Source organism: Pseudomonas sp. St386 (assembly GCF_018325865.1).
In the GTDB taxonomy this organism is placed as follows: domain Bacteria; phylum Pseudomonadota; class Gammaproteobacteria; order Pseudomonadales; family Pseudomonadaceae; genus Aquipseudomonas; species Aquipseudomonas brassicacearum.
Window position 1 is genome coordinate 119,909 of the sequence record NZ_AP021900.1, and the last position, 26,116, is coordinate 146,024.

23 protein-coding genes are annotated in these 26,116 nt (G+C 61.4%); 11 read left to right on the top strand and 12 right to left on the bottom strand.

Features of this window, described 5'->3' with window-relative positions:
- Window positions 1-27: 27 nt before the first annotated feature.
- Window positions 28-759: a carbonic anhydrase gene (locus KI235_RS00545; protein WP_003196341.1), complete on the bottom strand. Its 732-nt coding sequence runs from the start codon at window positions 757-759 to the stop codon at window positions 28-30.
- A gap of 202 nt (window positions 760-961) precedes the next feature.
- Complete coding sequence (locus KI235_RS00550; RefSeq protein WP_003196342.1) at window positions 962-2,020, bottom strand: PA0069 family radical SAM protein; 1,059 nt, start codon at window positions 2,018-2,020, stop codon at window positions 962-964.
- Between the two features lie 183 nt (window positions 2,021-2,203).
- Here KI235_RS00550 and KI235_RS00555 point away from each other — a divergent pair, with 183 nt between their 5' ends.
- Window positions 2,204-2,884, top strand: coding sequence for a tyrosine-protein phosphatase (locus tag KI235_RS00555; protein WP_003196344.1), 681 nt, complete (start codon window positions 2,204-2,206; stop codon window positions 2,882-2,884).
- A gap of 3 nt (window positions 2,885-2,887) precedes the next feature.
- Here the strand turns inward: KI235_RS00555 and KI235_RS00560 are convergent, their stop codons facing one another.
- From KI235_RS00560 to prlC, 3 genes are all read right to left on the bottom strand, one after another.
- Window positions 2,888-4,876, bottom strand: coding sequence for a M3 family metallopeptidase (locus KI235_RS00560; RefSeq protein WP_069971267.1), 1,989 nt, complete (start codon window positions 4,874-4,876; stop codon window positions 2,888-2,890).
- 112 nt (window positions 4,877-4,988) lie between these two features.
- The gene (locus KI235_RS00565; protein WP_003196348.1) at window positions 4,989-5,270 is read right to left on the bottom strand and encodes a YheV family putative zinc ribbon protein; all 282 of its coding nucleotides are present in this window, start codon (window positions 5,268-5,270) and stop codon (window positions 4,989-4,991) included.
- Entirely contained in the window at window positions 5,267-7,345 is a 2,079-nt protein-coding gene (gene prlC / locus KI235_RS00570; RefSeq protein ID WP_013691985.1) for an oligopeptidase A, read from the bottom strand. Before prlC ends, KI235_RS00565 begins: the two co-directional genes overlap by 4 nt.
- 72 nt (window positions 7,346-7,417) lie before the next feature.
- Here prlC and KI235_RS00575 point away from each other — a divergent pair, with 72 nt between their 5' ends.
- A complete protein-coding gene (locus KI235_RS00575) occupies window positions 7,418-7,963 on the top strand; it encodes a gamma carbonic anhydrase family protein (protein ID WP_003196351.1) in 546 nt (181 codons plus the stop codon).
- Window positions 7,964-8,051: 88 nt separating this feature from the next.
- Window positions 8,052-8,702: an HAD family hydrolase gene (locus KI235_RS00580; RefSeq protein ID WP_100263661.1), complete on the top strand. Its 651-nt coding sequence runs from the start codon at window positions 8,052-8,054 to the stop codon at window positions 8,700-8,702.
- Between the two features lie 375 nt (window positions 8,703-9,077).
- Here KI235_RS00580 and KI235_RS00585 read toward each other — a convergent pair whose 3' ends face one another.
- The 5 genes from KI235_RS00585 to aspA all read right to left on the bottom strand — a co-directional run bounded on the left by KI235_RS00585 (window position 9,078) and on the right by aspA (window position 15,365).
- The gene (locus KI235_RS00585; RefSeq protein WP_013691988.1) at window positions 9,078-9,536 is read right to left on the bottom strand and encodes a transposase; all 459 of its coding nucleotides are present in this window, start codon (window positions 9,534-9,536) and stop codon (window positions 9,078-9,080) included.
- 127 nt (window positions 9,537-9,663) lie between these two features.
- Window positions 9,664-10,656, bottom strand: a complete 993-nt coding sequence (locus KI235_RS00590) for an AraC family transcriptional regulator (protein WP_003196356.1) — start codon at window positions 10,654-10,656, stop codon at window positions 9,664-9,666.
- Window positions 10,657-10,860: 204 nt separating this feature from the next.
- Entirely contained in the window at window positions 10,861-11,865 is a 1,005-nt protein-coding gene (locus KI235_RS00595; RefSeq protein WP_212795434.1) for an asparaginase, read from the bottom strand.
- A gap of 136 nt (window positions 11,866-12,001) precedes the next feature.
- Window positions 12,002-13,453, bottom strand: coding sequence for an alanine/glycine:cation symporter family protein (locus KI235_RS00600; protein WP_003196361.1), 1,452 nt, complete (start codon window positions 13,451-13,453; stop codon window positions 12,002-12,004).
- 487 nt (window positions 13,454-13,940) lie between these two features.
- Entirely contained in the window at window positions 13,941-15,365 is a 1,425-nt protein-coding gene (gene aspA, locus KI235_RS00605; protein WP_003196363.1) for an aspartate ammonia-lyase, read from the bottom strand.
- A 180-nt stretch (window positions 15,366-15,545) separates the two neighbouring features.
- Between aspA and KI235_RS00610 the strand changes: the two genes are divergently transcribed.
- From KI235_RS00610 to KI235_RS00630, 5 genes are all read left to right on the top strand, one after another.
- Window positions 15,546-16,463, top strand: a complete 918-nt coding sequence (locus KI235_RS00610; RefSeq protein WP_003196365.1) for a LysR substrate-binding domain-containing protein — start codon at window positions 15,546-15,548, stop codon at window positions 16,461-16,463.
- A gap of 241 nt (window positions 16,464-16,704) precedes the next feature.
- Entirely contained in the window at window positions 16,705-17,196 is a 492-nt protein-coding gene (gene purE / locus KI235_RS00615) for a 5-(carboxyamino)imidazole ribonucleotide mutase (RefSeq protein ID WP_003196369.1), read from the top strand.
- A gap of 12 nt (window positions 17,197-17,208) precedes the next feature.
- Window positions 17,209-18,294 carry a 5-(carboxyamino)imidazole ribonucleotide synthase gene (locus KI235_RS00620; protein WP_003196370.1) on the top strand — a complete coding sequence of 362 codons (1,086 nt, stop codon included), beginning with the start codon at window positions 17,209-17,211 and terminating at the stop codon, window positions 18,292-18,294.
- A 102-nt stretch (window positions 18,295-18,396) separates the two neighbouring features.
- Window positions 18,397-18,642, top strand: a complete 246-nt coding sequence (locus KI235_RS00625; RefSeq protein ID WP_003196372.1) for a GlsB/YeaQ/YmgE family stress response membrane protein — start codon at window positions 18,397-18,399, stop codon at window positions 18,640-18,642.
- A gap of 89 nt (window positions 18,643-18,731) precedes the next feature.
- Window positions 18,732-19,268 (top strand): DUF3299 domain-containing protein, encoded by a 537-nt coding sequence (locus KI235_RS00630; RefSeq protein ID WP_013691991.1) that lies wholly within the window; start codon window positions 18,732-18,734, stop codon window positions 19,266-19,268.
- Between the two features lie 64 nt (window positions 19,269-19,332).
- On the opposite strand, the gene KI235_RS00635 is transcribed toward KI235_RS00630, so the two are convergent.
- Both KI235_RS00635 and KI235_RS00640 read right to left on the bottom strand, forming a co-directional pair.
- Complete coding sequence (locus KI235_RS00635) at window positions 19,333-20,232, bottom strand: D-hexose-6-phosphate mutarotase (RefSeq protein ID WP_003196376.1); 900 nt, start codon at window positions 20,230-20,232, stop codon at window positions 19,333-19,335.
- Between the two features lie 57 nt (window positions 20,233-20,289).
- Complete coding sequence (locus tag KI235_RS00640) at window positions 20,290-20,694, bottom strand: acyl-CoA thioesterase (protein WP_003177184.1); 405 nt, start codon at window positions 20,692-20,694, stop codon at window positions 20,290-20,292.
- 376 nt (window positions 20,695-21,070) lie between these two features.
- Here KI235_RS00640 and KI235_RS00645 point away from each other — a divergent pair, with 376 nt between their 5' ends.
- The 3 genes from KI235_RS00645 (at window position 21,071) to KI235_RS00655 (ending at window position 26,103) form a co-directional block, all read left to right on the top strand.
- Window positions 21,071-22,369, top strand: coding sequence for an MFS transporter (locus KI235_RS00645; protein WP_003196378.1), 1,299 nt, complete (start codon window positions 21,071-21,073; stop codon window positions 22,367-22,369).
- Window positions 22,370-22,607: 238 nt separating this feature from the next.
- Window positions 22,608-23,609 (top strand): phosphate ABC transporter substrate-binding protein PstS, encoded by a 1,002-nt coding sequence (locus tag KI235_RS00650; protein WP_003196380.1) that lies wholly within the window; start codon window positions 22,608-22,610, stop codon window positions 23,607-23,609.
- 208 nt (window positions 23,610-23,817) lie between these two features.
- A complete protein-coding gene (locus KI235_RS00655; protein WP_003196382.1) occupies window positions 23,818-26,103 on the top strand; it encodes an ABC transporter permease subunit in 2,286 nt (761 codons plus the stop codon).
- Window positions 26,104-26,116: the final 13 nt, after the last annotated feature.

Genomic DNA, 26,116 nt, shown 5'->3' on the forward strand with positions numbered 1-26,116 from the left:
GAACCACACAAGGATGTTTAGGAGTGGTTAGAAGCGCGCTTTGGGCGTCGCCACCGGTATCGGATGGCTGCCATCGAGCGGCAGGAAACGTCCCTGGTCCGCGTCATAGGCTTTGATCTCGCTGGTCTCGATGTTGTACACCCAGCCATGGATGAACAACTGACCATTGGCCATGCGCGATGCGACCGAGGGGTGCGTTCGCAAATGCTGCAACTGCGCGATCACGTTCTCTTCGGTGAGGATCGACATGGTCTGTTTTTCGTCGCCGCACGGACAGTTGTCGTGGACCATGGTCTTGGCCACTTCGGCGTGGCGCAGCCAGGCCTTGACCGTGGGCATTTTTTCCAGGGTATCGGGGTTGAGCACCGCGCGCATGGCGCCACAATCGGAATGGCCGCAAACGATGATGTGCTGCACGCCGAGGGCCAGCACGGCGTATTCGATGGCGGTGGAGACGCCGCCGTTCATTTGCCCATAAGGTGGAACGACGTTGCCGACGTTACGGGTCACGAACAGGTCGCCGGGGGAGCTATGGGTGATCAACTCGGGCACGATGCGCGAATCGGCGCAGGTGATGAACATCGCCCGGGGTTTCTGGGCGGTGGCGAGTTTCTTGAAGAGCTCTTCCTGTTGCGGAAAGATCTCGTGATGGAAATGCAAAAAGCCGTCAACAATATGCTGCAGCGCTGCATCGGCGGTTTCCGCCTCGGGTTGGGCTGAAGCCGACGCAGCCAACGGCTGTTTATCCTTGTCACTCATGATTCATCCTCTTTGACGTTGACGCCAGTGGCTGGTTAAAAAACATCCAGGTCGAGGTGTTCGACCCGTCAGTCACTCGCTGAACAAGGTAGCGGCCGAAACTTAACTCAAACTGAAATCGAAGGCTCTAGGACAACGATTCCAGGGGTGGCAAAACACTGGCGCAGCTCATGTCCAGTAGCCGTTCCAAGGTCAACTTTAATCAAATCAAAGACATCTGTCGGCCCGGCGGACAGAAGGCATCGCAATCAAGATTGTATCCGTCGCGGCGCTCAAGCCCCAAGCGCTTGAGGGCCTTGGCGAAACGTTGGGCCAGCAGGTCGGCGAACGGGCCTTCTCCGCGCATCCGCGCACCGAAGCGGCTGTCATACAGTTCGCCGCCACGGCTCTGGCGGACCAGGCTCAGCACATGGGCGGCGCGTTGCGGGTAGTGCGCTTGCAACCACTCCTCGAACAGCGGCGCGACTTCCAGCGGCAGGCGCAGCATGACGTAGGCGGCATTCTGCGCGCCGGCGGCGTGGGCTTCGGTCAGCAGGCTCTCGATCTCGCTGTCGTTGATCATCGGGATCATCGGTGCACACAGCACTCCCACGGCAATGCCCGCCTCGCGCATGACCTTGATCGCCCGCAACCGCGCCTTGGGCGCCGCCGCGCGGGGTTCGAGAATACGCTTGAGCTCATCGTCCAGGGTGGTGAGGCTGATCATCACATGCACCAGGCGTTGTTGCGCCAGCTCGGTCAGCAGGTCCAGGTCGCGCAGGATCAGCGAACCCTTGGTGACGATGGTCACCGGATGCCGATAGCGCAGCAGCACCTCGAGAATCCGGCGGGTGATCCGTTGTTCACGCTCGATAGGCTGATAGGGATCGGTGTTGGACCCCAGCGCGATTGGCGCACATTGGTAGCCGCGCCGGGACAATTGCTCTTCCAGCACATCGGCGGCATTGGTCTTGGCGATCAGCTTCGTTTCGAAATCCAGCCCCGGCGACATGTCCCAATAGGCATGGCTGGGCCGCGCATAGCAGTAGATACAGCCGTGTTCGCAGCCTCGGTACGGGTTGATCGAGCGGTCGAAGGGAATATCGGACGAGGTGTTGCGGGTAATGATGGTCTTGGCCATTTCGATGCGCACTTCAGTGCCCTGGGTCGGCGGGACTTCCTGATACCAGCCGTCATCTTCGGCCACCGAGCGACTCGGGGCGAAGCGGTTGTGCGGGTTGGTCGCGGTGCCGCGGCCGCGAGGCGGAAGTGAAGCTGACATGGGAGCACTCCGAAAGGCTGTATGTGCATACAGTATTCGTTGCATTCGATTAAGACCAGTGCCATTCAGCAGCCCGAATACCCGATCATCGTTCACAACGCTTTGACGTTCTCCTCACAGGCTTTTAACCGCAGCGAGCCGAAACTGTCGATCTCGCATTCCTTCGTTTTCGGTCGTCCGTGCATGCTCAAGCTCTGTTCCCGTTCACTGCTCTGCCTGGCCTTGCTCATCGGGCTGGCCGAGATCCCCGCCCAAGCGGCCGATTCCCCTGATGCGAGGCCCGCTGAATGGGCGCAGCCGGTGGAAAAGGACTACAACCTCTACCAGATGTCACCGACGCTCTACCGCAGCTCCCTGCCGGATGGCGCAGCGCTGCCCTTGCTGACCAAACTCAGGATTGGCACGGTCATCACCTTCCTGCCGGAGTCGGACAAGCGTTGGCTGTCCACCCCCGGCATCGAGCAAGTGCAGTTGCCCTATCGCACCAATCATGTCGATGACAGCGACATCCTCAGGGCTTTGCGCGCCGTCCAGGCGGCCGAAGCCAAGGGGCCGGTGCTGATGCACTGCAAGCACGGCTCGGACCGCACCGGGCTGGTCGCCGCCATGTACCGGGTGGTGGTGCAGGGTTGGAGCAAAGAGGACGCCTTGAACGAAATGACCGAAGGGGGCTTCGGTGACAGTCATCACTTCAAGGACGGGGTGCGCTACATGATGCAGGCCGATGTCGACAAACTCCGTGTGGCGCTGGCGAATGGCGATTGCAGCACCAGCGTCTTTGCCCTTTGCTCCCTGGAAAGCTGGGTCAACTCAACCACGACGACGCGTCACCTCGACCCTCAGGTTGTGCTTCCCGAGCGATGATCGCTACGTGCCCAGAAACGCCGTGATCGACTCAGACAGCGGTCGCGAATCGCCCGGCCCGAAAATCGTCTCGCGCAACGCCTGCCCGGTTTCCCGGTTGAACAGCCCGTCGCGCTTGAATCTCTGGAACACGGTTTTCGCCAATTCCCTCGACCAGGCATAGGCATAGAGCCCGGCACCATAGCCGGTCACCATGTAGTCCAGGCCATTGGGCCAGCGTTCGGTTGCAGACACCGGCAAATGCCCGACCTGCGCGCTGACTTGGTCGAATACGTGTTGGGCGGTGCGTCCATCGCCGTGGCTGCGGTGCAATTCCATGTCGAACAGCGCATCGCGCAAGAACGAGGCGCTGTCCCAACTGGTCTGGGTATGGAGGTAGACCAGCAATTGATCGGCGAGGGTGTCCGGCAAGGGCGCCCCGGTTTGGTGATGTTTCGAGATACGCATCAGGCAGGGTTTGGCGAAGCACCATTGCTCGAACAACACCCCGGCGAATTCGGCCGTGTCCCGGGACAGTTCCGAGATGCCCGAAATTTCGCGGTATTCAGCCCGGGTCAAGACGTGATGCAAGCAATGGCCGAACTCATGAAAGAGGATGCGCAGCTGCCGATGATCCAGCAACACCGGGTTTGCGCCTGAGCCACGCGGCAACCAGCCATGCAAGACCGCGATGGGGAGCCGAGGCCGGCCTTCGGCGGTGATGCGGCGATTGCGCAGGGTGGTGGTATTGGGAAAACCGTCCTGGTTCGCCTCTGCAAACGGGTCGAAATAGAGGTAGCCCACGGTCTCGTCCCCCTCGCGGACTTCAAAAAGACGCACGTCCGGATGCCAGGTTGCGACGTCCTGGCGTTCAACGATGTTCACGCCGAACAGGTCCCTGGCGATCAGCAACAGCTGTGCAAAAGTCGACTCCAGTTCAAACCAGGCACTGGTGGCCTGCCCCGAAACCCCTGTCGTTTGCCGCCGAAGCTTTTCGGCCAGGTATTGATGATCCCAAGGCTGGAGACCGCTGAAGCCTTGCGTTGCGGCAAATTTTTCCAGTTGCTCGGTGTCCCGGGCAAATACGCTGCGCTGCTGGGCGAGTCGTTCCTGCAAGAACGACAGGACCTGTTCCGGCGACTCGGCCTGCTCCGGTTCGAGCGCCATTTGAGCGTAATTCGAATAGCCCAGTAACGTGGCGTGTTCATGGCGATCCCTGAGTAACTGCGCGAGGACTTCGCCGTTGTCGAACACGCCGGCATGGGGCCCCTGATCCGATGCGCGCGTGCTGAAGGCGACGTAGATTTGCTTGCGCAAAGCGTGATCGTCAGCGTAACGGGTGACCAGACGAAACGACTCCTCGTCGAGCATCAGCAACCAGCCCTTGCGTCCAGCCATACGCGCCTGGTCAGCCATGCGTTGTTTGAAGGACGATGGCAGGCCGCTCAACCGGGCCTCGTCGTCAAACGTTTGGCTCCAGGCTTTATTGGCCTCGTGCAAGTGTTCCAGGAACAAGTCACGGGCGCCTTGGATACGCAGTTGCAGGTCTTTCAAGTCGGCCTGTGCGGTGTGCGCCAAGCCGTTCTGGCGAAACTGCCGGAGGACCTTTGCCAGGGTTCTTTTTCTCGCTGGCGTGAAATGTCGGGCTATCGGGCTGTTTGCCAAGCGTTGATAAAGCTGGAACAGGTCGGGATGGTGTTTGAGTGACCGCTGGAAATCCTGTAGCCGTTCGCTGCAGTCCGACCAAGCCTGGATCCAGGCGTCACCTAACCTGTTCCAGCTCAGTCGCTCCAGCACATAGCCGAAGCTCTTCAAACGGGCGTGGATCTCGTCCATCGCCAGCACGAGGTCGTCCCAGGTGGGGAAGGGTGTCTGGGTCTTGATGATTTCGGCGACTTGAGCGCGGCTCTCGGCAAGAATCCGGTCAAGGGCCGGTGAAAAATGTTCGGCTTGGATCAGCGAAAAAGGGGGCAGGTCATGGGCCTGCAACAGCGGATTGGCATCGTCGGGCATGGCAGCCTTCCTCTCAGTCTGGACGTGATGAACAGTCTGCAAAGGAAGGTGTGGGTGCGGGCGGTATATATGTATCGCTTCCGGGCCGTGGGGCCCGGAAGGTGATATCGGATCATTCCGTCGGTTTTTTCTTCAACTTGGGGTTGGGGAAAAACTGCACCGCCTGAACCTTGGCGTCCGGCGCCTTGAGCGCCGAGGTATTGACCCGGGTGCCCAATTCCTTGGGCACCGACAGGCCTTGCTCGTTGAGTGTGTCGGAATAACCGCAGGCCACACATTCACGGTGCGGTACGCCGTCTTCGTTCCACATCATCAATTTGTCCGGCTCGCTGCAGGCCGGGCAGACCGCCCCGGCGATAAAGCGTCGCTTGGTAATCACAGGTCCCTCGCTCATGCTGCCGCGTCCTCGGTCAGGCCGCTGTGGCGCAAGAGTGCGTCAATCGACGGCTCACGGCCACGGAAGTCGACGAACAGCACCATCGGCTCCTGCGAGCCGCCACGGGCCAGGATCGCCTCACGGAAAGCACGCCCGGTGTCGGCGTTGAGCACGCCGTCCTCTTCGAACTTGGAGAACGCGTCGGCCGACAACACTTCCGCCCATTTGTAGCTGTAGTAGCCCGCCGCATACCCGCCGGCGAAGATGTGGGCGAAGCTGTTGGGGAAGCGGTTGTAGGCTGGGGGACGCATGACCGACACTTCGTCGCGCACGCCTTCGAGCACTTGCAGCACGCTGCGGCCATCGCCGTGGGTGGCGTGCAGCTCGAAGTCGAACAGCGAGAACTCCAACTGGCGGACCATCATCAGGCCGGACTGGAAGTTTTTCGCCGCGAGCATTTTCTCCAGCAGGTCCTGGGGCAGTGGCTCGCCGGTTTCGTAGTGGCCGGAAATCAGCGCCAGGCCTTCAGGCTCCCAGCACCAGTTTTCCATGAACTGGCTCGGCAGCTCCACGGCATCCCAGGCCACGCCGTTGATGCCGGACACGCCGGCATGTTCGACGCGGGTCAGCAGGTGGTGCAGGCCATGGCCGAATTCGTGGAACAGGGTGGTGACTTCATCGTGGGTCAGCAGCGCCGGCTTGCCGCTGTCGGCCGGGGTGAAGTTGCACACCAGGTTGGCGACCGGGCTTTGCAGGACGCCTTCGAAGGTGCGACGACGGTCGCGGGCGCCATCCATCCAGGCCCCACCACGCTTGTTGGCGCGGGCGTAGAGGTCGAAGAAGAAGCGGCCGACGTGCTGGCCGTTTTCCTTGATTTCGAACAGGCGCACGTCCGGGTGCCAGGTGTCGAAGCCTTTCAGTTCGGCGATCTCGATGCCGTAGAGGCGTTGCACGATGGCGAACAGGCCGCCCAGTACCTTGTCGATCGGGAAGTACGCACGCAGGGCTTCCTGGGCCACGCTGTAACGCTGCTGGCGCAGTTTTTCACCGTAGAAACCGCTGTCCCAGCTTTGCAGGTCGGGGCAGCCCTGTTCGGCGGCGAAGGCTTTGAGCTGTTCCAGGTCCAGGGCAGCGAACGGTTTGCTGCGCTTGGCCAGGTCCCGCAGGAAACTGAGCACCTGATCGCTGGATTCGGCCATCTTGGTCGCCAGGCTCAACTCGGCGAAGTTGGCGAAACCGAGCAATTGGGCCAGTTCCTGACGCAGGTCGAGGATCTGTTCCATCACCGGGCCGTTGTCGTTCTGGCCGGCATTCGGGCCCTGGTCGGAGGCGCGGGTGCAGTAGGCGGCGTAGACTTCTTCACGCAGGGCGCGGTCTTCGGCGTAGGTCATCACCGCGTAATAGCTGGGGAATTCCAGGTTGATCAGCCAGCCGTCCAGCTCCTTGGCCTGGGCGGCCGCGGCCATTTGCGCCTTGGCCGAGTCGGTCAGGCCGGCGAGGGCGGCCTCGTCGGTGACGTGCTTGGTCCAGGCCTGGGTCGCGTCCAGCAGTTGATTGGAGAAGCGGCTGCCCAGTTCGGACAGTTTGCTCTGCACTTCGGCGTAACGCTTCTGCTGCTCCGGTGGCAGGTCGATACCCGACAGGCGGAAGTCACGCAGGGAGTGTTCCAGGATGGTTTTCTGCGCCACGTCGAAACCGGCGGCTTCAGGGCTGCTCGCCAGGGCTTCGAAGGCCTGGAACAACTCGCGGTTCTGGCCCAGCTCGGTGGAGTAGGCACTCAGTGCCGGCAGGCAGGCCTCGTAGGCTTCGCGCAGTTCAGGGCTGTTGCGCACGGCGTTCAAATGACTGACCGGGCTCCAGGCGGCGCCCAGGCGATCATTGAGCTCGTCCATCGCCAATACCAGGCCGGCCCAGGTAGGCTGCTGGACTTGGGTCTTGAGGAGCTCGGCGATGGCGGCACGGTTGTCAGCCAGGATTTGCTCGATGGCCGGTTGCACGTGCTCGGCACGGATCGCCGAGAATGGCGGCAGGTCATAGGGCTGCAAAAGAGGGTTGTTCACGCTCACGGTCGACACCTTGGCTGGAAGAAACATGGGCCCATCTTAATTACAATCGACGTTCACCGCAGCTAGCAGCGCCTATCACCGGATAAGAGAGAGCCTATCGTGACCCTTCGCACGTACCAGAACCACAGCCCGCGGCTAGCCCGGGGCGCTTTTGTCGACAGCACCGCGGTGGTGATCGGCGACGTCGAAATCGGCGAAGACAGCTCCGTCTGGCCGCTGACGGTCATACGCGGCGACATGCACCGCATCCGTATCGGTGCGCGTACCAGCGTCCAGGATGGTTGCGTGCTGCACATCACCCACGCCGGTCCGTTCAATCCCGAGGGCTTCCCGTTGCTGATCGGCGACGACGTGACCATCGCCCACAAGGTCATGCTTCATGGCTGCTCCGTGGGCAGCCGGGTCCTGATCGGCATGGGCAGCATCGTCATGGACGGCGCGGTGGTCGAAGATGATGTGATCATCGGTGCCGGTAGCCTGGTACCGCCAGGCAAACGCCTGGAAAGCGGCTTTTTATATGTGGGCAGCCCTGTGAAGCAGGCCAGGCCGCTGACGGACAAGGAGCGCGCCTTCTTCACCTACAGCGCGGCGAACTACGTGAAGCTCAAGGACCTGCACCTGGCCGAAGGCTACGACCAGCCCTGACGGGTTCGCCTGCCACCTCTATTCATCGTGGCGAGGGAGCTTGCTCCCGCTGGGCTGCGCAGCAGCCCCATGACTTCCAGGAACTGCAATGCATTACCAGACTGTACTCTTCGACCTCGACGGCACCCTCACCGACCCCCGCGAGGGCATCACCCGTTCGATCCAGTTCGCCTTGAGCAAACTGGGCATCGACGAACCCGACCTGACCCGCCTCGAGCATTTCATCGGCCCGCCGCTGCTACAGGCGTTCATGCAGTTTTACGACTTCGATGAAGCGAAGGCCTGGGAGGCGGTGAATTTCTATCGCGAACGCTTCAAGGTCACCGGCCTATACGAAAATCGCGTCTTCGACGGCGTGATGCCACTGCTGGAAACCTTGGGCAGCCAAGGGCGCCAGTTGTACATCGCCACTTCCAAACCCTGGGTCTTCGCCCGGGAAATCGCCCGCCACTTCGACTTCGCCCGGCACTTCAAGGTGATCTACGGCAGCGAACTGGACGGCACCCGCACCAACAAGGTCGAGTTGATTGCCCACCTGCTGGCCGAAGAAGGCCTCGACCCGACCAGCACCCTGATGATCGGCGATCGCAAGCACGACCTGATCGGCGCCCGCAGCAACGGCCTGGATGCAGCGGCGGTGGGGTATGGATTCGGCAGCCATGAAGAACTCAGCGCCGAGGGCCCGGCGTATCACTTCGAGACGGTGGATGCGTTGCATCAGGCGTTTTTGCGGGGTTAGTCATATTGCCATCGCGGGCAAGCCTTGCTCCCACAGGGCTGCGCCTTGAATGCTATGGGGGCAAGGCTTGCCCCGCCAAAAAGCAGCATCTGGAGTACCTGCGGGAGCAGGCCCCCCAAAAAGGCAGCATTTGGAATACCTGTGGAAGCAGGTTTTCTCCCCCAAAAGGCAGCATTTGGAATGCCTGTGGGAGCAGGTTTGCTCCCCCAAAAGGCAGCATCTGGAATGCCTGTGGAAGCAGGTTTGCTCCCCCAAAAGGCAGCATCTGGAATGCCTGTGGAAGCAGGTTTGCTCCCCCAAAAAGCAGCATTTGGAATACCTGTGGGAGCAAGGCTTGCCCGCGATGAGGCCATCATGGACGCAGCTTAAATCGAATCAGACCCATATCGCGTCCCACAATGGGTAGTCCCCAATTTTCTTAACTAAACCGGCTCGCAGCGGGTTTGCCACGACATATCGAGCGACTGTTTGCAGATCTTCCTCCTTGCGAATGGCTCGGTCATGAAATCCCTCCTGCCAAAGCGATCCTTCCCGCTGCGTCAATCGATTGAAGACAACCGTGGTCCGAGACTTTGTTCGCGCAATCAGCTTGGAGAGTTCTATACCCTGCAATTCGATCAGCCAGTGAAAATGGTCTGGCATCACCACCCAGGCCAACGAATGGGCAAATTGTTCTTCCTGAGCCTTTCGGAAGGCGTCAACCACCAAGCGTCCTGTCTCGAAGCGGCCAAAAAACGGCTCGCGGCCGCGCGTATTCACGGTCAGTAAATAGACTTGTCCAGACTGCGAATAACGTCCGAAACGCAACTGTTGGGAATGAGGCAGTGTTGTCACAAGTGATCCTCCTTGATCTGTCCTTTATTTCAAGGCTAGGACAGCAGAAGCGGATCCGACTTGGAATGTTAGAGCAGGATGTGTCTGGGCTGACGCCATCGCGGGCAAGCCTTGCTCCCACAGGGAATCAGGCCCTGAACTGGCTTGGCGCCACGCCGCTCCAGCGCACGAAGGCGTGGCGGAAGCTGGCGGTTTCGCTGAAGCCCAGTCGTTCGGCGATTCGATAGATCGGCAATTGGTCCTCGCAGAGCATCTGCTTGGCCCGTTCGAAGCGCAGTTCGTCCAGCAGTTCCTGGTAGCTGCAGCCCAGGTCCTTGAGGTGGCGGCGCAGGGTGCGCGCCGAGCAGTTCATCTGTTCGGCCAGGCCTTCCAGCCCGGGGGCGGCGTTCAGTTGGGCGTCGAGCAACTGGCGGATCCGCCCCAGCCAGGCCTGGCGTCCGGTGAACTCGGTATTCTGCCGGCGGCAACGTTCGGCCATGGCGTGATGGGTGATGGGGTCGGCCAGGGGCAAGGGTTGGTCGAGCCAGTGGCGCTCGAAGGCGAACGCGTTATCGACGCTGTCGAAGCGCACCGGGCAATCGAAGAGCGCGGCGTAGCGCGCCTGGTAATCGGGCGCCGGATGTTCGAAGCGTGCCGCACGCAAGGGTAGTGCATGACCAAGGAGGTCGTTACAGATGACCTTCAGCGAAACCATGCAGAACTCGGCATTGAACACCGCCAGGGCCGGGTTCTCCCGATAATCGCTGGCGCTGAACCAGATGTGCTGGCCGTCATCGTCCAGGTTCAGTTCGAAGAGTGTTCCCAATAGCGCCGGATAGCGCAGCGCCAGGCGCAAGGCGTCACCTAAGGTGGCACTGGTGAGCAGCGCATAGCCGAGCATGCCGTAGGACGAAACGTGCATGCGCAGGCCCAGCTCCAGGCCGATGTCGCGCTTGAGGGCCACGGCGTTGGCGCAGACCTGCATCTCCTGGTTGGTGGTGATGCGCGTATCGGCCCGGCTCAGGTCCGCCGCGCTGATGCCGCTGCCGGCCAGCAATGCCTCACTGGACAGCCCTTGGTTCTTGAAGGCGCTCAGTACCAGGGAGACGGCGTTGAGGGTGGTGAGGTGGGAATGAAGCATGTCCGTTTCCAGCCTGGGGAAGGCTGGAAACGGAGCAAGTTATATGCCGGATGAAAATCGAAGGTTCAACACAACCTCTAATGTGGGAGTAGACCTGTGGGAGCAAAGCTTGCTCGCGAAGAACGATGACGCGACCTTACAGTTGATCTGTGTCGCCTGCATCGCGAGCAAGCTTTGCTCCCACAGGTTTTGCAGCGTCTAAGCTCAGCTCAGCTCGCCACACAGGTCCAGCTCTACCAGCCGCCGAACCTCTTCCACTGGCAGCCCGGCGCCAATCAAGGCCTGCAACTTGCCGAACGCGGCTTCGCGGGTCATGCCGCCGCCGGACAGCACGCCAACGCCACGCAAGCGGCTGCCAGCTTCATACACGTCCAGCTCGACGCCACCTTCATGGCATTGGGTCACCGCCACGACGACCACGCCGCTGTCCCGCGCCCGCTCCAGGCTGGCGAGGAAGGCCGGGTTGTCGCTCGGCCCGGTGCCGCTGCCGTAGCATTCCAGCACCAGGCCCTGGACACCGCTGCCCAGCAGGCCATCGAGGACCTGCGCGCTGATGCCGGGAAACAGCGGCAACACTGCGATGTTTACCAGTTGCTTGGGTTGGTTGTAATTCAACTGCGCCGGCAGCGAGGAGGCTTTGACACCTCCGCCCTGGCGTTCCAGGCGCTTGAACGGGTGACGACCAAAGCTGCGCACTTTCGCGCAACGGGTTGGCGCCAGCAGCTCACCGTGGAAGTACAGGTGCACGCCCGGCGCCAGGCCCTGGCCAAGAGCGACCAGCGCGCCGCTGAGGTTTTCCCAGGCGTCGCTGTCGGTCACGCCGGCGGGCAGCATCGAGCCGGTGAAGCAGACCCGCGCATGCAGGCCCAGCAGCTGGAAGCTCATCGCTGCAGCGCTGTAGGCCAGGGTGTCGGTGCCGTGCAGGATCAGTACGCTGTCGCAGCCCTGCACATCCACGGCATCGACCACCGCTTCGCGCAGTTGCTGCCAGTAGGCCGGGGTCATGTTGGCGCTGTCGATCAGCGGCGACATTTCCCGGAAGCGCCATTGCGGGACGACGAGTTCGGGTTGGCTGTGCAGGTAATCACGCATACGCGCTTCGAAACCGGATGCCGGAGCCAGGCCGTGGGCGCTGGCCTGCATGCCGATGGTGCCGCCGGTGTAGAGCACCATGACGTGCTGGGCGGCAGGGTAGGTCGAGCCATTCATGGGGTTGTTCTCCGAGGACGAAAACGGCAGCTTGGGTTAGCTGCCACAACATAAGGCCGAGCATGACGCCGACCTTAGGCTGTGTCACGCCGGGCGCAGGGGATGCGCCCGGTTTTTTCCAAACAGCTTGTACCGATCAGCGTTGCGCTGCGGTCGCGCCAGCAACAGCGGTGTCAGGATTGGCAACCGACGCCGATGGGTTGGCAGGCCAAGCCTTGCGGTCCAGATCCAGGTCCGGGAACTTGCTGGAATCGAAGACAGGGGTCCTGATGCCGGCCGAACGTTGGTCATCGTAGTCACGCAGGATGCGCATGCCGACCTTGAACAGCAGGAACAGCGCGATCAGGTTCACGAACGCCAGCAGGGTCATGGTGATGTCGGCGAAGGCGAACACGGTGCTGAGGTTTTCGATGGCGCCCCAGAAAATCAGGACCAGGACCAGTGCACGGTAGGCGATCAGGGCCTTGCGGTTCTCACCCAGCATGAAGCGCAGGTTGTTCTCGCCCAGGTAGTAGTTGTAGAGGATCGAGGTGAACACAAACAAGGACAAGGCCACGGAGATGAATACCCGGCCCCAGTCACCCACGACGGCCGCCAGGGAGTTCTGGGTCAGGGCAATGCCGTCGCCTTCGAAGCCCGGGGTGTAGAAGCCCGACAGCAGGATCAGCAGCGCGGTGCAGGTGCAGATCACGAACGTGTCCAGGAACACGCTGAATGCCTGTACCACGCCTTGGGCTACCGGGTGCTCGACCGACGCGACAGCAGCGACGTTAGGCGCACTGCCCAGGCCGGCTTCGTTGGCGAACACGCCACGCTTGACGCCCATGACGATGGCGCTGCCGATCAGGCCGCCGAAGGCCTGGTCCAGACCAAAGGCGCTCTTGACGATGGTCGCCAGCATGCCCGGTACATGTTCGAACTGCAGCACGATCACGTAGATGGTCACGGCGATGTACGCCAGGGTCTTGACCGGTACCAGCAGGTCAGCCACCTTGGCGATGCGCTTGATCCCGCCGATGAACACCAGGCCCAGCAGCACCGCCAGGCCCAGGCCGGTGTAGGTGGTGTCGAAGCCGAAGGCGTTGTTCAGGGAGTGGGTGACGGCGTGGGCTTGCAGGCCGTTGAAGGCGAAGCCGAAGGTGACCAGCAACAGGACCGCCATGATCATGCCCAACCAGCGCTTCTGCAGGCCGTGCTGGATGTAGTAGGACGGGCCGCCACGGAACTGGCCTTCGGAGTCGCAGCGCTTGTAGAGCTGGCCGAGGGAGCACTCGAAGAAGCTGCTGGACATGCCGACCAACGCGGTCACCCACATCCAGAACACCGCACCAGGACCACCGAGGGTCACGGCGATGCCGACACCGGCGATGTTGCCCGCGCCGACACGACCGGCCAGGCTGAGCATCAAGGCCTGGAACGAGCTGAGCTGGCCAGCACTGCTCTTCAGGCTGTCACGGAACACCGCGAACATATGAAAGAAATGACGGAACTGGACGAAACGCGAGCGGATCGTGAAATAGCTCCCGAGCCCGACAATGAGCACGATCAGCACTTTCCCTGAGAGGAAGTCGTTGATGACTTCAAGCATGAGTATTCCTCGCTGTTTTTTGTTTAAGCAAATGCTGGCCATTTGGAAATATCGCGTTACATCGGTTGGTGCGCGGCCCAACAGGTGAGGCGATGTTTCGTCCCGGTCCATTTTCGCGGGTTGTTATTAGTTCGGTTTTCGCATGTTTAAGGGTCTCGCTGCAGACGACCACTCATGCGAAGAGGGGCGGCACTATACCTATCAGTGCGGTGCCCGTCTGCACAGTTGTGGTGCGTCCGACGAAACGAAACCTTTGAAACACCTGGCCTTTCGGTCAGGTTATTGTGGGGGCGAGCCTGCTCGCGTTGGCTGGCGACGCGGTTTACAACGGGCAGCGCGTCGTCGTTTATCGCGAGCAGGTTCCTTCCCACAGGTTCAGTCATCCTTTGCTGCTATCAATTAAAAAAAGGGCTTGGGGAAGATCCCCAAGCCCTCAAAAGGTGAGAGGTGTCTAGTCCCTCGACCTGGTGAGCGGTGTTCGTGTCGATCACGCTTTGAGCGGGACCAGACGCGGAGCAATCATGTTTTCCGGGCGCAGGATGTCGTCGAGCATGGCGTCGTCGAGCAAGCCTTCTTCGCGCACCAGTTCCAGCACGCCGCGGCCACTTTCCAGGGCAACACGGGCGATTCGGGTGGCGTTTTCATAGCCGATGTACGGGTTCAGGGCGGTGACCAGGCCGATCGAGTGCTCGACCAGTTCACGGCAGCGCGCTTCGTTGGCGGTGATGCCGACGATGCAGTGCTCGCGCAGCATGTCCATGGCCCGTTGCAGCAGGCGGATCGAGTCGAAGATCTTGAAGGCGATCAGCGGTTCCATCACGTTCAGTTGCAGTTGGCCGCCTTCGGCCGCGATGGTCAGGGCCAGGTCGTTGCCGATGATCTGGAATGCCACCTGGTTGACCGCTTCCGGGATCACCGGGTTGACCTTGCCGGGCATGATCGAGCTGCCTGGCTGGCGGGCTGGCAGATTGATTTCGTTGATGCCGGTGCGTGGGCCGCTGGACAGCAGGCGCAGGTCGTTGCAGATCTTCGACAGCTTGACCGCGGTGCGCTTGAGCATGCCGGAGAACAGCACAAAGGCGCCCATGTCGGAGGTGGCTTCGATCAGGTCGGCGGCCGGAACCAGCGGCTGGCCGCTGATGGTCGCCAGGCGCTGTACGGCCAGGGCCTGGTAGCGCGGGTCGGCGTTAATGCCGGTGCCGATGGCTGTGCCGCCCAGGTTCACTTCAGTGAGCAGTTCAGGCGCCAGGGTTTTCAGGCGCGCCAGGTCTTCGCTCAGGGTGGTGGCGAAGGCGCGGAATTCCTGGCCGAGGGTCATCGGCACGGCGTCTTGCAGCTGGGTGCGGCCCATTTTCAGGACGTGGCTGAATTCTTCACCTTTGGCCGCGAACGCCTGGATCAGGCTGTCGAGGCTGGCCAGCAACGCGTCGTGGCCCAGCAGCAGACCCAGGCGGATCGCGGTCGGGTAGGCGTCGTTGGTGGACTGCGCCATGTTCACGTCGTTGTTGGGGTGCAGGTACTGGTACTCGCCTTTCTGGTGGCCCATGGCCTCCAGCGCGATGTTGGCGATGACTTCGTTGGCATTCATGTTGGTCGACGTGCCAGCGCCGCCCTGGATCATGTCCACCACGAATTCTTCGTGGAAATCGCCGCGGATCAATCGTGCACAGGCTTCACTGATGGCTGCGTGCTTGGCTTCGCTGAGCTGGCCCAGTTCGCGGTTGGCGTCAGCGGCGGCCTGTTTGACCATTGCCAGACCGACCACCAGCTTAGGGTAATGCGAGATCGGGACGCCGGAGAGACGGAAGTTGTTTACCGCTCGTAGGGTCTGGATGCCGTAATACGCTTGCGCTGGTACTTCGAGTACGCCAAGCAGGTCTTTTTCTGTGCGGAATGATGCAGCGGAGGACATGATAGAAATCATCTCGATAAGGACCCGGTCTGAGCCGGAACGCTGCGAATCCTAGGCTCTCAAAAAAAATAGGGCCAATGCTGTTAAGCACTGGCCTATGCATATTCGGCATAATGTCGGTGTGACGTCGGCGGTGCGACGAACGTGTGACCTGTTTTGGTGCGTGTAAGGGAGGACGTGATGAATCTTGAAAGCAAATGGCTTGAGGACTTCAGTGCCCTGGCCGCGACCCGCAGTTTCTCCCAGGCGGCCGAGCGGCGCTTCGTGACGCAACCGGCCTTCAGCCGGCGAATCCGCAGCCTCGAGGCGGCGCTGGGGCTGACCCTGGTCAACCGTTCGCGTACGCCCGTCGAGCTGACGGCCGCGGGGCAGTTGTTCCTGGTGACGGCGCGCACGGTTGTCGAGCAACTGGGTGAAGTGTTGCGCCATTTGCATCACCTGGAGGGCGGGCAGGGCGAAGTCATACAAGTGGCCGCTGCCCACTCCCTGGCGCTGGGCTTCTTTCCGCGCTGGATCGCCCAGCTGCGCAACGACGGGATGAACATCGCCACGCGGCTGGTGGCGACCAACGTCGGCGATGCCGTCCACGCCTTGCGTGAAGGGGGCTGCGACCTGATGCTGGCCTTCTACGATCCGGACTCGGCCATGCAGATGGACCCGGAGATCTTCCCGTCGCTGCACTTGGGCCAGACCGAAATGCTGCCGGTGTGCGCGGCCGATGCCGATGGCAAGCCGCTGTTCGACCTTGAGGGCGAGGCCAGCGTGCCGCTGCTGGCCTACAGCGCCGGGGCGTTCCTCGGGCGTTCGGTCAACCAGTTGTTGCGCCAGCGGGCGCTGCGGTTCACCACGATCTACGAGACGGCCATGGCCGACAGCCTCAAGAGCATGGCCCTGGAAGGCCTGGGCATCGCCTGGGTGCCGCACCTGAGCGTACGCGCCGAACTGGCCCGGGGCGAACTGGTGATCTGCGGCGGCCCGCAATGGCACGTGCCGTTGGAGATCCGCCTGTACCGCTGCGCCCTGGTGCGCAAGGCCAATGTGCGGTTGTTGTGGCGCAAGCTTGAAGGTGGCGTGGCGCAGGGTGCCGCGGGATCTTGATAGCACTGCAAACCCTGTGGGAGCGTTGCCTCAAGACTGACTTTGAGGTCAATAAAACCGCCACTTCACCGCAAATGACAGATGGTCGGCGAAAGTGCGTTTAACGCACCATTTTCGGTATACTGCCCGGCCTTCGGTCGGCTTGCCCGGCCATAATTCGTACAACAAGCCACGCCGGTTTCCTGCGTGGCTTGTTGTTTTTTGACGCGCCTGCGGGCGCCCAGAGAGAAGAGGCACGACGATGAGTGCACTGGTTGGCGTGATCATGGGCTCCAAGTCCGATTGGTCCACCCTTAGCCACACCGCCGATATGCTGGAAAAGCTCGGCATCCCTTACGAGGTGAAAGTGGTCTCCGCCCACCGTACCCCGGACCTGCTGTTCCAGTACGCCGAAGAGGCCGAGGCGCGTGGCATCGAGGTGATCATCGCCGGTGCCGGTGGAGCCGCCCATTTGCCAGGCATGTGTGCGGCCAAGACCCACCTGCCGGTGCTGGGCGTGCCGGTCCAGTCTTCGATGCTCTCGGGCGTCGATTCGTTGCTGTCGATCGTGCAGATGCCAGCCGGCATCCCGGTCGCGACCCTGGCCATCGGCAAGGCCGGCGCGATCAACGCGGCCCTGCTGTCGGCGAGCATCCTGGGCGCCAAGCACCCACAATTTCATACCGTGCTGAAAAAATTCCGCGCTGAGCAGACAGACAGCGTCCTGGACAATCCAGACCCACGCATTGCCTGAGGTTGTTGACGAATGAAGATCGGTGTAATCGGTGGCGGCCAGTTGGGTCGCATGTTGGCCCTGGCAGGTACACCGCTGGGGATGAACTTCGCTTTCCTGGACCCTGCGCCGGACGCTTGTGCCGCGGCGTTGGGTGAACACCTGCGGGCCGACTACGGCGACCAGGATCACCTGCGCCAATTGGCCGATGAAGTCGACCTGGTGACCTTCGAATTCGAAAGCGTCCCGGCCGAAACCGTGGCCTTCCTGTCCCAGTTCGTTCCGGTCTACCCGAGCGCCGAAGCCTTGCGGATCGCCCGTGACCGCTGGTTCGAAAAGAACATGTTCAAGGACCTGGGCATCCCCACGCCGGCTTTTGCCGACATCCAGTCCCAGGCCGACCTCGACGCCGCCGTCGCTGCCATCGGCCTGCCCGCCGTGCTCAAGACCCGTACCCTGGGTTACGACGGCAAGGGCCAGAAAGTCCTGCGCAAGCCTGAAGACGTGGTCGGTACGTTCGCCGAACTCGGCAGCGTGGCCTGCCTGCTGGAAGGCTTCGTGCCGTTCACCGGCGAAGTCTCGCTGATCGCCGTGCGTGCCCGTGACGGTGAAATCCGTTTCTACCCGCTGGTGCACAACACTCACAAGGACGGCATCCTCAAGCTGTCCGTCGCCAGCACCGACCATCCGTTGCAGGCCCTGGCCGAGGACTATTCCAGCCGGGTGCTCAAGCAGCTCGATTATGTCGGTGTGATGGCGTTCGAGTTCTTTGAAGTGGACGGCGGCCTCAAGGCCAACGAAATCGCCCCTCGGGTACACAACTCCGGGCACTGGACCACCGAAGGCGCCGAGTGCAGCCAGTTCGAAAACCACCTGCGGGCGGTCGCTGGGTTGCCGCTGGGGTCGACCGCCAAGGTCGGTGAGAGCGCGATGCTCAACTTCATCGGCAAGGTGCCGGACAGCGAGAAAGTCCTCTCGATCGCTGACTGCCATTTGCATCACTATGGCAAGGCGTTCAAGGCCGGGCGCAAGGTCGGTCACGCCAACCTGCGCTGCGCGGACCGGGCGACTTTGGCGCAGCAGATCATCAAGGTCGAGACGCTGATCGCCGAGCAATAATCCGCAACATCGGTGGAACCATTCGTCGGCTAACCTCTCTCATGGCTAAGTGCCAAAGCCTGATCGGGCTTTGGCATCGCTATCCAATCAGAGGGCAATGCCATGGGAATCATCGGAACCATTTTTATCGGCTTGATCGTTGGCCTGCTGGCACGCTTCCTGAAACCGGGCGATGACAGCATGGGCTGGATCATGACCATCCTGCTCGGTATCGGCGGTTCGTTGGCAGCCACTTACGGCGGCCAGGCCCTGGGCATCTACCAGGCCGGCCAAGGTGCTGGTTTCATCGGGGCCCTGGTGGGCGCGGTGGTATTGCTGGTGATCTACGGCCTGATCAAAAGAAACTGATCCAAATGCGACAAAGCCCTCTCTGCCTGGCGCGCAGAGGGGGCTAGAATGCCCGGCGTTGCACTTCCTACCCATTGCCGAGCCCATTCATGCGCCGTCTAGTGTTGACCCTTCTTTTGCTGGGCAGTGGCCTGGCCCATGCTGCCGAGCTGCCGGAAACCGACTGGCTCGAACTGATGCCCAAGTCGGACCAGAAAGCCCTCGAGGCCATGCCCGAAATTGACCACAACTCCCCCGAAGCCAACGGCACCTTCACCGAAAAAGGTGGCCTGAAGCAAAGCAAAGGCTTGCCGGCGGTGATGTATTCGACCAAGACCGTGGCGGCGATGAACGACAAGCACATTCGCATCGGCGGTTACCCGGTGCCGCTGGAAACCGACGCCAAGGGCCGCAGTACGCTGTTTTTCCTGGTGCCATACCCCGGCGCCTGCATCCACGTCCCGCCACCGCCGCCTAATCAGTTGGTGCTGGTGCGTTATCCCAAGGGCCTGAAGCTGGACGACATCTATACACCGCTGTGGGTGACCGGCACGCTGAAGATCGAAAAGGTCGACAACGACCTGGCGAGTGCGGCGTATGCGCTGGAGGCGGAGAAGGTGCGGGTGGTGCAGGAGGCGGATTTGTAGGTCTGGTACGAGTCCACTGTGGGAGCGAGCAGGCTCGCTCCCACAGTGGGGTTTGTGGTGTGGCTTAGAGCGGCTTGCTGCCGATGCTCACACCCAGGGTATGGCTGGCCTGCGGCAACAGCGTCACCACATCGTCCATCACGTTCGCCGTCTCGATGCACAGCATGCGCTGCCAGCCGTCGTCGGCCATGTCGCTGAAGGCCTTGGCGCGTTCGGTCCAGGGGTTCCAGATCACCGCCGAGCGCGAGCCGCTGCTGGTCAGCTCGATCCGGCGTTCCCACTGCGGGTCAATGATGCTCAGCTTTGGCGGGGTGTCGAGGTAGATGCGGTCGGTCTCGCCAGCAAAGTGCAGATCGCCGGCCTGGGTGACGGTTTTCCAGTCGTCCAGGGTCTCGATGTAGCTCAAGCCATCGACCCCTTCGACCTGCACGTTGCGCACGTCGCTCACGGCAAAGTAGCTGTGCAGCGCCTGGCTGAGGCTGACGGTTTCGCGGCCACGGTTATGACTGGTGAGGCGGATATGCAGTTGCTCGTCCATCACGATGGCCAGCGTCAGGTCGACCTGGTGAGGCCAGCCTGAAAGGCCGTTCTCGGGGTAGGGCAGCACGAACTCCACCTTGAGGCTTTCGCCTTCGGCTTCGATGCCCTTCAACTCCCAATCCATCGTCCGCACCAGGCCGTGGGCGGTGGCTGGGTCGTTGCTCACGCGCATGGCCTGGACGCTGTCGGGGTTGAGCGTCAGGTTGCCGAACCACGGCCAGCACACCGGCACGCCCGCGCGGATGCTCTTGCCGGCCTTGAACGTGGCCTGGTCGTTGAGCCAGATCAGCGGCGGCTGGCCGTCCACTTGATAACTGAGGATATGCGCGCCTTGTTGGGCCACCAGCAACTCGGCCTGACCGTGGCGGATGCGCCAGGCGTTCAGTTCATCCAGTTTGACGGCTTCGACGTTGGGCGTAGGCATGTTGCAAATCTCGCTCGGGAACAGGGACTGCAATGGACCGCAAAACGGCCGCCGTGTTTAACGGGCGCGCGGCGGAACCGAGCGGGTGCGACCGCTGCCGTCGATGGCGACGAAGACAAACACCGCCTCGGTCACCTTGCGCCATTCACTGGATAGCGGGTCGTCGCTCCAGACTTCGACCATCATCTGGATCGAACTGCGGCCGATTTCCAGCGCCTGGGTGTAAAAGGAAAGCTGCGCCCCCACTGCCACCGGCACGAGGAACGCCATGCGATCGATCGCCACGGTGGCCACGCGCCCGCCCGCCACTTTGCTGGCCATGGCGGTGCCGGCCAGGTCCATCTGGGACACCAGCCAGCCGCCGAAAATATCGCCGAAGCCGTTGGTCTCGCGAGGGAGCGCGGTGATTTGCAGGGCCAGGTCGCCTTGCGGGATTGGATCTTCTTGTTCGAGCTCTATCATGCCGGGGGTGCCTCTGACCCGTAACGCTGTCTTGTACTTCAGGTGAATAGCCGTCTTTGTAAAAAACGATTCAGCCCGAACATACTGCGTTCGTCACGTTTTTCGTAAAGGCGTGCCAAAGGGAAACTCTGCGAAACCGGCTGGTTCTGGTACTACACCACCAACGACGTTTTCGCACAGCAACCCCTTACAGAGTACTGCAAGGTTGCGAGTATATCGGGCGATAGACGTCGAGACGACCACTCGGTTCTGATTTTGACTATCAAATACGCACCTCTATGTGCTTTTTCGAACAATTTGCTATCGTGCCGGACCTGCCCAGGCCCCAACCCGTGTTACCAGGGTTGCAGAACCGACTATAAGAGAAGCCCTTGCCATGACCACTGCGCCTTCGAGCACGGCGACGCCCGCACAACCCGCACGTCCATTGACCCGCAACGATTACAAGACCCTGTCGCTTTCTGCCTTGGGCGGTGCGCTGGAGTTCTACGATTTCATCATTTTCGTGTTCTTTGCCACCGTGGTCGGCAAATTGTTCTTTCCTGCCGAAATGCCCGAGTGGCTGCGCTTGATGCAGACGTTCGGCATTTTTGCCGCCGGTTACCTGGCCCGGCCGCTGGGCGGGATCGTCATGGCCCACTTCGGCGACCTGCTGGGGCGCAAGAAGATGTTCACCCTGAGCATTTTCATGATGGCCGTGCCGACCTTGATCATGGGCCTGCTGCCCACTTATGCACAGATCGGCATGTGGGCGCCGATCCTGCTGTTGCTGATGCGCGTGATCCAGGGCGCGGCCATCGGCGGGGAAGTGCCGGGTGCCTGGGTATTCGTTTCCGAACACGTTCCGGCGCGCCACATCGGCTATGCCTGCGGCACGCTGACTTGCGGCCTGACGGCGGGGATTTTGTTGGGTTCGCTGGTCGCTACGGCGATCAACAGCATCTATACACCGGTGGAGGTGGCCGATTACGCCTGGCGGATCCCGTTCCTGCTGGGTGGCGTGTTCGGGCTGTTTTCGGTGTATCTGCGCCGCTGGTTGCACGAAACTCCGGTGTTCGCCGAGCTGCAACTGCGCAAGGCCCTGGCCGAGGAAGTGCCGCTGCGGGCCGTGTTGCGTGATCATCGCGGCGCCATCGCCATTTCCATGCTGTTGACCTGGCTGCTGTCGGCCGGCGTCATTGTGGTCATCCTGATGACACCGACCGTGCTGCAGACGGTGTACCACTTCAGTCCGACCACCGCGTTGCAGGCCAACAGCCTGGCGATCGTGTTCCTGAGTCTAGGTTGCATCGGTGCGGGTGTGCTGGCCGACCGTTTTGGTGCTGGCCGGGTATTTGTCTTCGGTAGCGGTTTGCTGCTGATCACGTTCTGGACCTTCTACCACTGCCTGTTCGACCACCCCGAGTGGCTGTTTCCGCTGTATGCCTTGAGTGGCTTGCTGGTAGGTACCATCGGCGCGGTGCCTTATGTCATGGTCAATGCCTTCCCGGCCGTGGTGCGTTTCAGCGGCTTGTCGTTCTCCTACAACCTGGCCTACGCAATCTTCGGCGGGTTGACGCCGATGATCGTGACCCTGCTGTTGAAAGAGAGCTCGATGGGGCCGGCGTATTACGTGGCGGCCATCTGTGGGATCGGGATTGTGGTGGGCGGTTATCTCTGGAAGAAGGGGCGCTAGCCCGAATCTTTCACTGACTGTACTGGCCTCATCGCGAGCAAGCTCGCTCCCACAAGGGTTCTGCGTTCACCGCAAATCCCCTGTGGGAGCGAGCTTGCTCGCGATTGGGGCCGCATGAATCATCTTGTAAAACTCGATACTGGCCTTTCATCCAATTGTCATATTTCAGCCATAGAGTGTTCACACGGCTTACCGATACTTGGCCGACTTAACACACCCTATCTGCTAGGAGTAAGGCATGAAACTGAAGCGTTTGATGGCGGCAATGACGTTTGTCGCTGCTGGCGTTGCGACCGCCAGCGCGGTTGCCGCTGGTGTTGACCCGGCAATTCCGTCTTACACCAAGACCACTGGTGTATCGGGCAACCTGTCCAGCGTCGGCTCCGATACCCTGGCTAACCTGATGACCTTGTGGGCCGAGAACTACAAGAAAGAATACCCGAACGTAAACATCCAGATTCAGGCCGCCGGTTCCTCCACCGCGCCACCTGCGCTCACCGAAGGCACCTCCAACCTGGGCCCGATGAGCCGCAAGATGAAGGACAACGAGCTGCAGGCTTTCGAAACCAAATACGGTTACAAGCCTACCGCCATCCCGGTTGCCGTGGACGCCCTGGCGGTATTCGTGCACAAGGACAACCCGATCCAGCACCTGACCATGGAACAGGTCGATGCGATCTTCTCGTCGACTCGCCTGTGCGGCGCTAAAGCCGACGTGAAAACCTGGGGCGACCTGGGTGTGACCGGCGACCTGGCCAACAAGCCAGTGCAACTGTTCGGTCGTAACTCGGTATCCGGCACCTACGGCTACTTCAAGGAAGAAGCCCTGTGCAAAGGCGACTACAAGCCAAACGTCAATGAACAACCAGGCTCGGCTTCGGTCGTGCAGTCGATCAGCTCTTCGCTGAACGGCGTTGGTTACTCGGGCATCGGCTACAAGACCGCCAGCGTGAAGACCGTGGCCCTGGCCAAGAAAGGCAGCACTGAGTTCATCGAAGACAGCGAAGAAAACGCCCTGAACGGCAAGTACCCGCTGTCGCGCTTCCTCTACGTTTACGTCAACAAGGCACCGAACAAGCCTCTGGCCCCGCTGGAAGCCGAGTTCGTGAAGCTGGTCCTGTCCAAGCAAGGCCAGGAAGTTGTAGTCAAGGACGGTTACATCCCGCTGCCAGCCAAAGTCGCCGCCAAGGCACTGGCTGACCTGGGTCTGTCGGAAGGCGGCAGCGTCGCCAAGAAGTAATACCTGAGCCCGGGCCGAAGTCCGGACTCCTGTGGGAGCGGGCTTGCTCGCGAAGAGGTCAGTGCATTCAACAGGGATGTTGACTGACTTTGCGAGCAAGCTGTCCCACAACCCCAAATTCCTGTCCGCTGCCGGTTTCCTCGGCGGCGGATTTGTTGCGTCACTGCATTGTCATCTTTCTGTCATACAGGATCGCTAGGGTGTGCGCATGAATGATCTGGCCAATTCCACAATGACTACGACTTCCCCTCCCAAGCGCATTGACTTCAATACGCCTGAGCTGCAACGCAAGCGCCGCATTCGCGCGCTCAAGGATCGCCTGACCCGCTGGTACGTGCTGGTCGGCGGCCTCGCCGTCCTGGCCGCCATTACGTTGATCTTCTTCTTCCTGGCCTATGTGGTGCTGCCCCTGTTCCAGGGCGCGGACCTGACCGCCAAGGACTCGATCACCCCGGCCTGGATGCAAGATGCCGGCAAACCCCTGATGATCTCCATCGAAGAGCAGAACCAAGTCGCCATGCGGGTTTCCGACAAGGGCCAGGCGCTGTTTTTCGATATCACCAGTGGTGCCGAACTGCGCCGTATCGACCTGCCGATTCCGGCCGGTGCCAGCGTGACCGCCATTGGCGAAGACCAGCCTGGCAGCCCATTGGTGGTGATCGGTCTGTCCAACGGCCAGGCCCTGGTATTCCGTCACACCTATAAGGTCAGCTACCCGGACGGCAAGAAAACCATCTCGCCTGCCGTCGAATACCCTTATGGCGAGACGCCGATCGTGTTGAACGAGCAGGGCGCGGCCCTGGAGCATGTCAGCCTCAACGCCACCGATTCGACCCTGCTGCTGGCCGGTTCCAGCGGTGCCCAACTGCAAGTGCTGTCGATCACCAGCGAAGAAAACATGATGACCGGCGAGGTCACCAGCGAGCAGACCCGCATCGATCTGCCACAGATGACCGAGCCGGTGAAGAACATCTTCGTCGACCCGCGCCAGCAATGGCTGTATGTGGTCAACGGGCGCGCCCAGGCCGATGTGTTCAGCCTGCGGGACAAGAGCCTCAACGGTCGCTACAAACTGCTCGAGAACGCCGACGCCCAAGTCACCGCCGCCACCCAGCTGGTGGGCGGAATCTCGCTGATCATCGGCGACTCCAAGGGCGGCCTGGCGCAGTGGTTCATGGCCCGCGATCCGGACGGCGAGCTGCGCTTCAAACAGATTCGTACGTTCCAGATGGGCACCACGCCGATTGTTGAAATCACCGCCGAAGAGCGTCGCAAAGGCTTCGTAGCGCTGGACGCGGCCGGCAAGCTCGGCGTATTCCACAGCACCGCCCACCGCACCTTGTTGGTGGACCAGGTGGTCGACGGCCAAGGCCTGTTCGGCATGTCGCCACGGGCCAACCGCCTGATCGTGGAGCAGGGCGGCAAGCTGCAACCGCTGACGCTGGACAACCCGCACCCGGAAGTCTCGTGGAGCGCGTTGTGGAGCAAGGTCTGGTACGAAAACTACGACGAACCCAAGTACGTCTGGCAATCGACCGCCGCCAACACCGACTTCGAACCCAAGCTGAGCCTTTCGCCGCTGACCTTCGGCACCCTGAAAGCCGCGTTCTACGCGATGCTGCTGGCGGCGCCACTGGCGGTTGCCGCGGCGATCTATACCGCCTACTTCATGGCCCCGGGCATGCGCCGCAAGGTCAAGCCGGTGATCGAACTGATGGAAGCCATGCCGACGGTGATCCTCGGGTTCTTCGCCGGCCTGTTCCTGGCGCCGTACGTCGAAGGGCACCTGCCAGGTATTTTCAGCCTGCTGATGTTGGTGCCAATCGGCATCCTGGTCGCCGGTTTCGTCTTCAGCCGCCTGCCGGAATCCATTCGCCTGAGAGTGCCGGACGGCTGGGAAAGCGCCCTGCTGATCCCGGTGATCCTGTTCGTGGGCTGGCTCTCGCTGTACATGAGCCCGTACATGGAAGCCTGGTTCTTCGGCGGTGACATGCGCATGTGGATCTCCCATGACCTGGGCATCACCTACGACCAGCGCAACGCCCTGGTGGTCGGCCTGGCAATGGGCTTCGCGGTCATCCCGAACATCTACTCCATCGCCGAAGACGCCGTGTTCAGCGTGCCGCGCGGCCTGACCCTGGGCTCCCTGGCCCTTGGTGCGACGCCGTGGCAGACCATGACCCGCGTGGTCATCCTCACCGCCAGCCCCGGTATCTTCTCGGCGCTGATGATCGGCATGGGCCGTGCGGTGGGCGAGACCATGATCGTGCTGATGGCCACGGGTAACACGCCGGTCATGGAAATGAACCTGTTCGAAGGCCTGCGCACCCTGGCGGCCAACGTGGCGGTGGAGATGCCCGAGTCGGAAGTCGGCGGTAGCCATTACCGCGTGCTGTTCCTGTCGGCACTGGTGCTGCTGTTGTTCACCTTTGTCATGAACACCCTCGCCGAGCTGATCCGTCAGCGTCTGCGCAAGAAATATTCGTCGCTTTAAGAAAGGTAGAAGT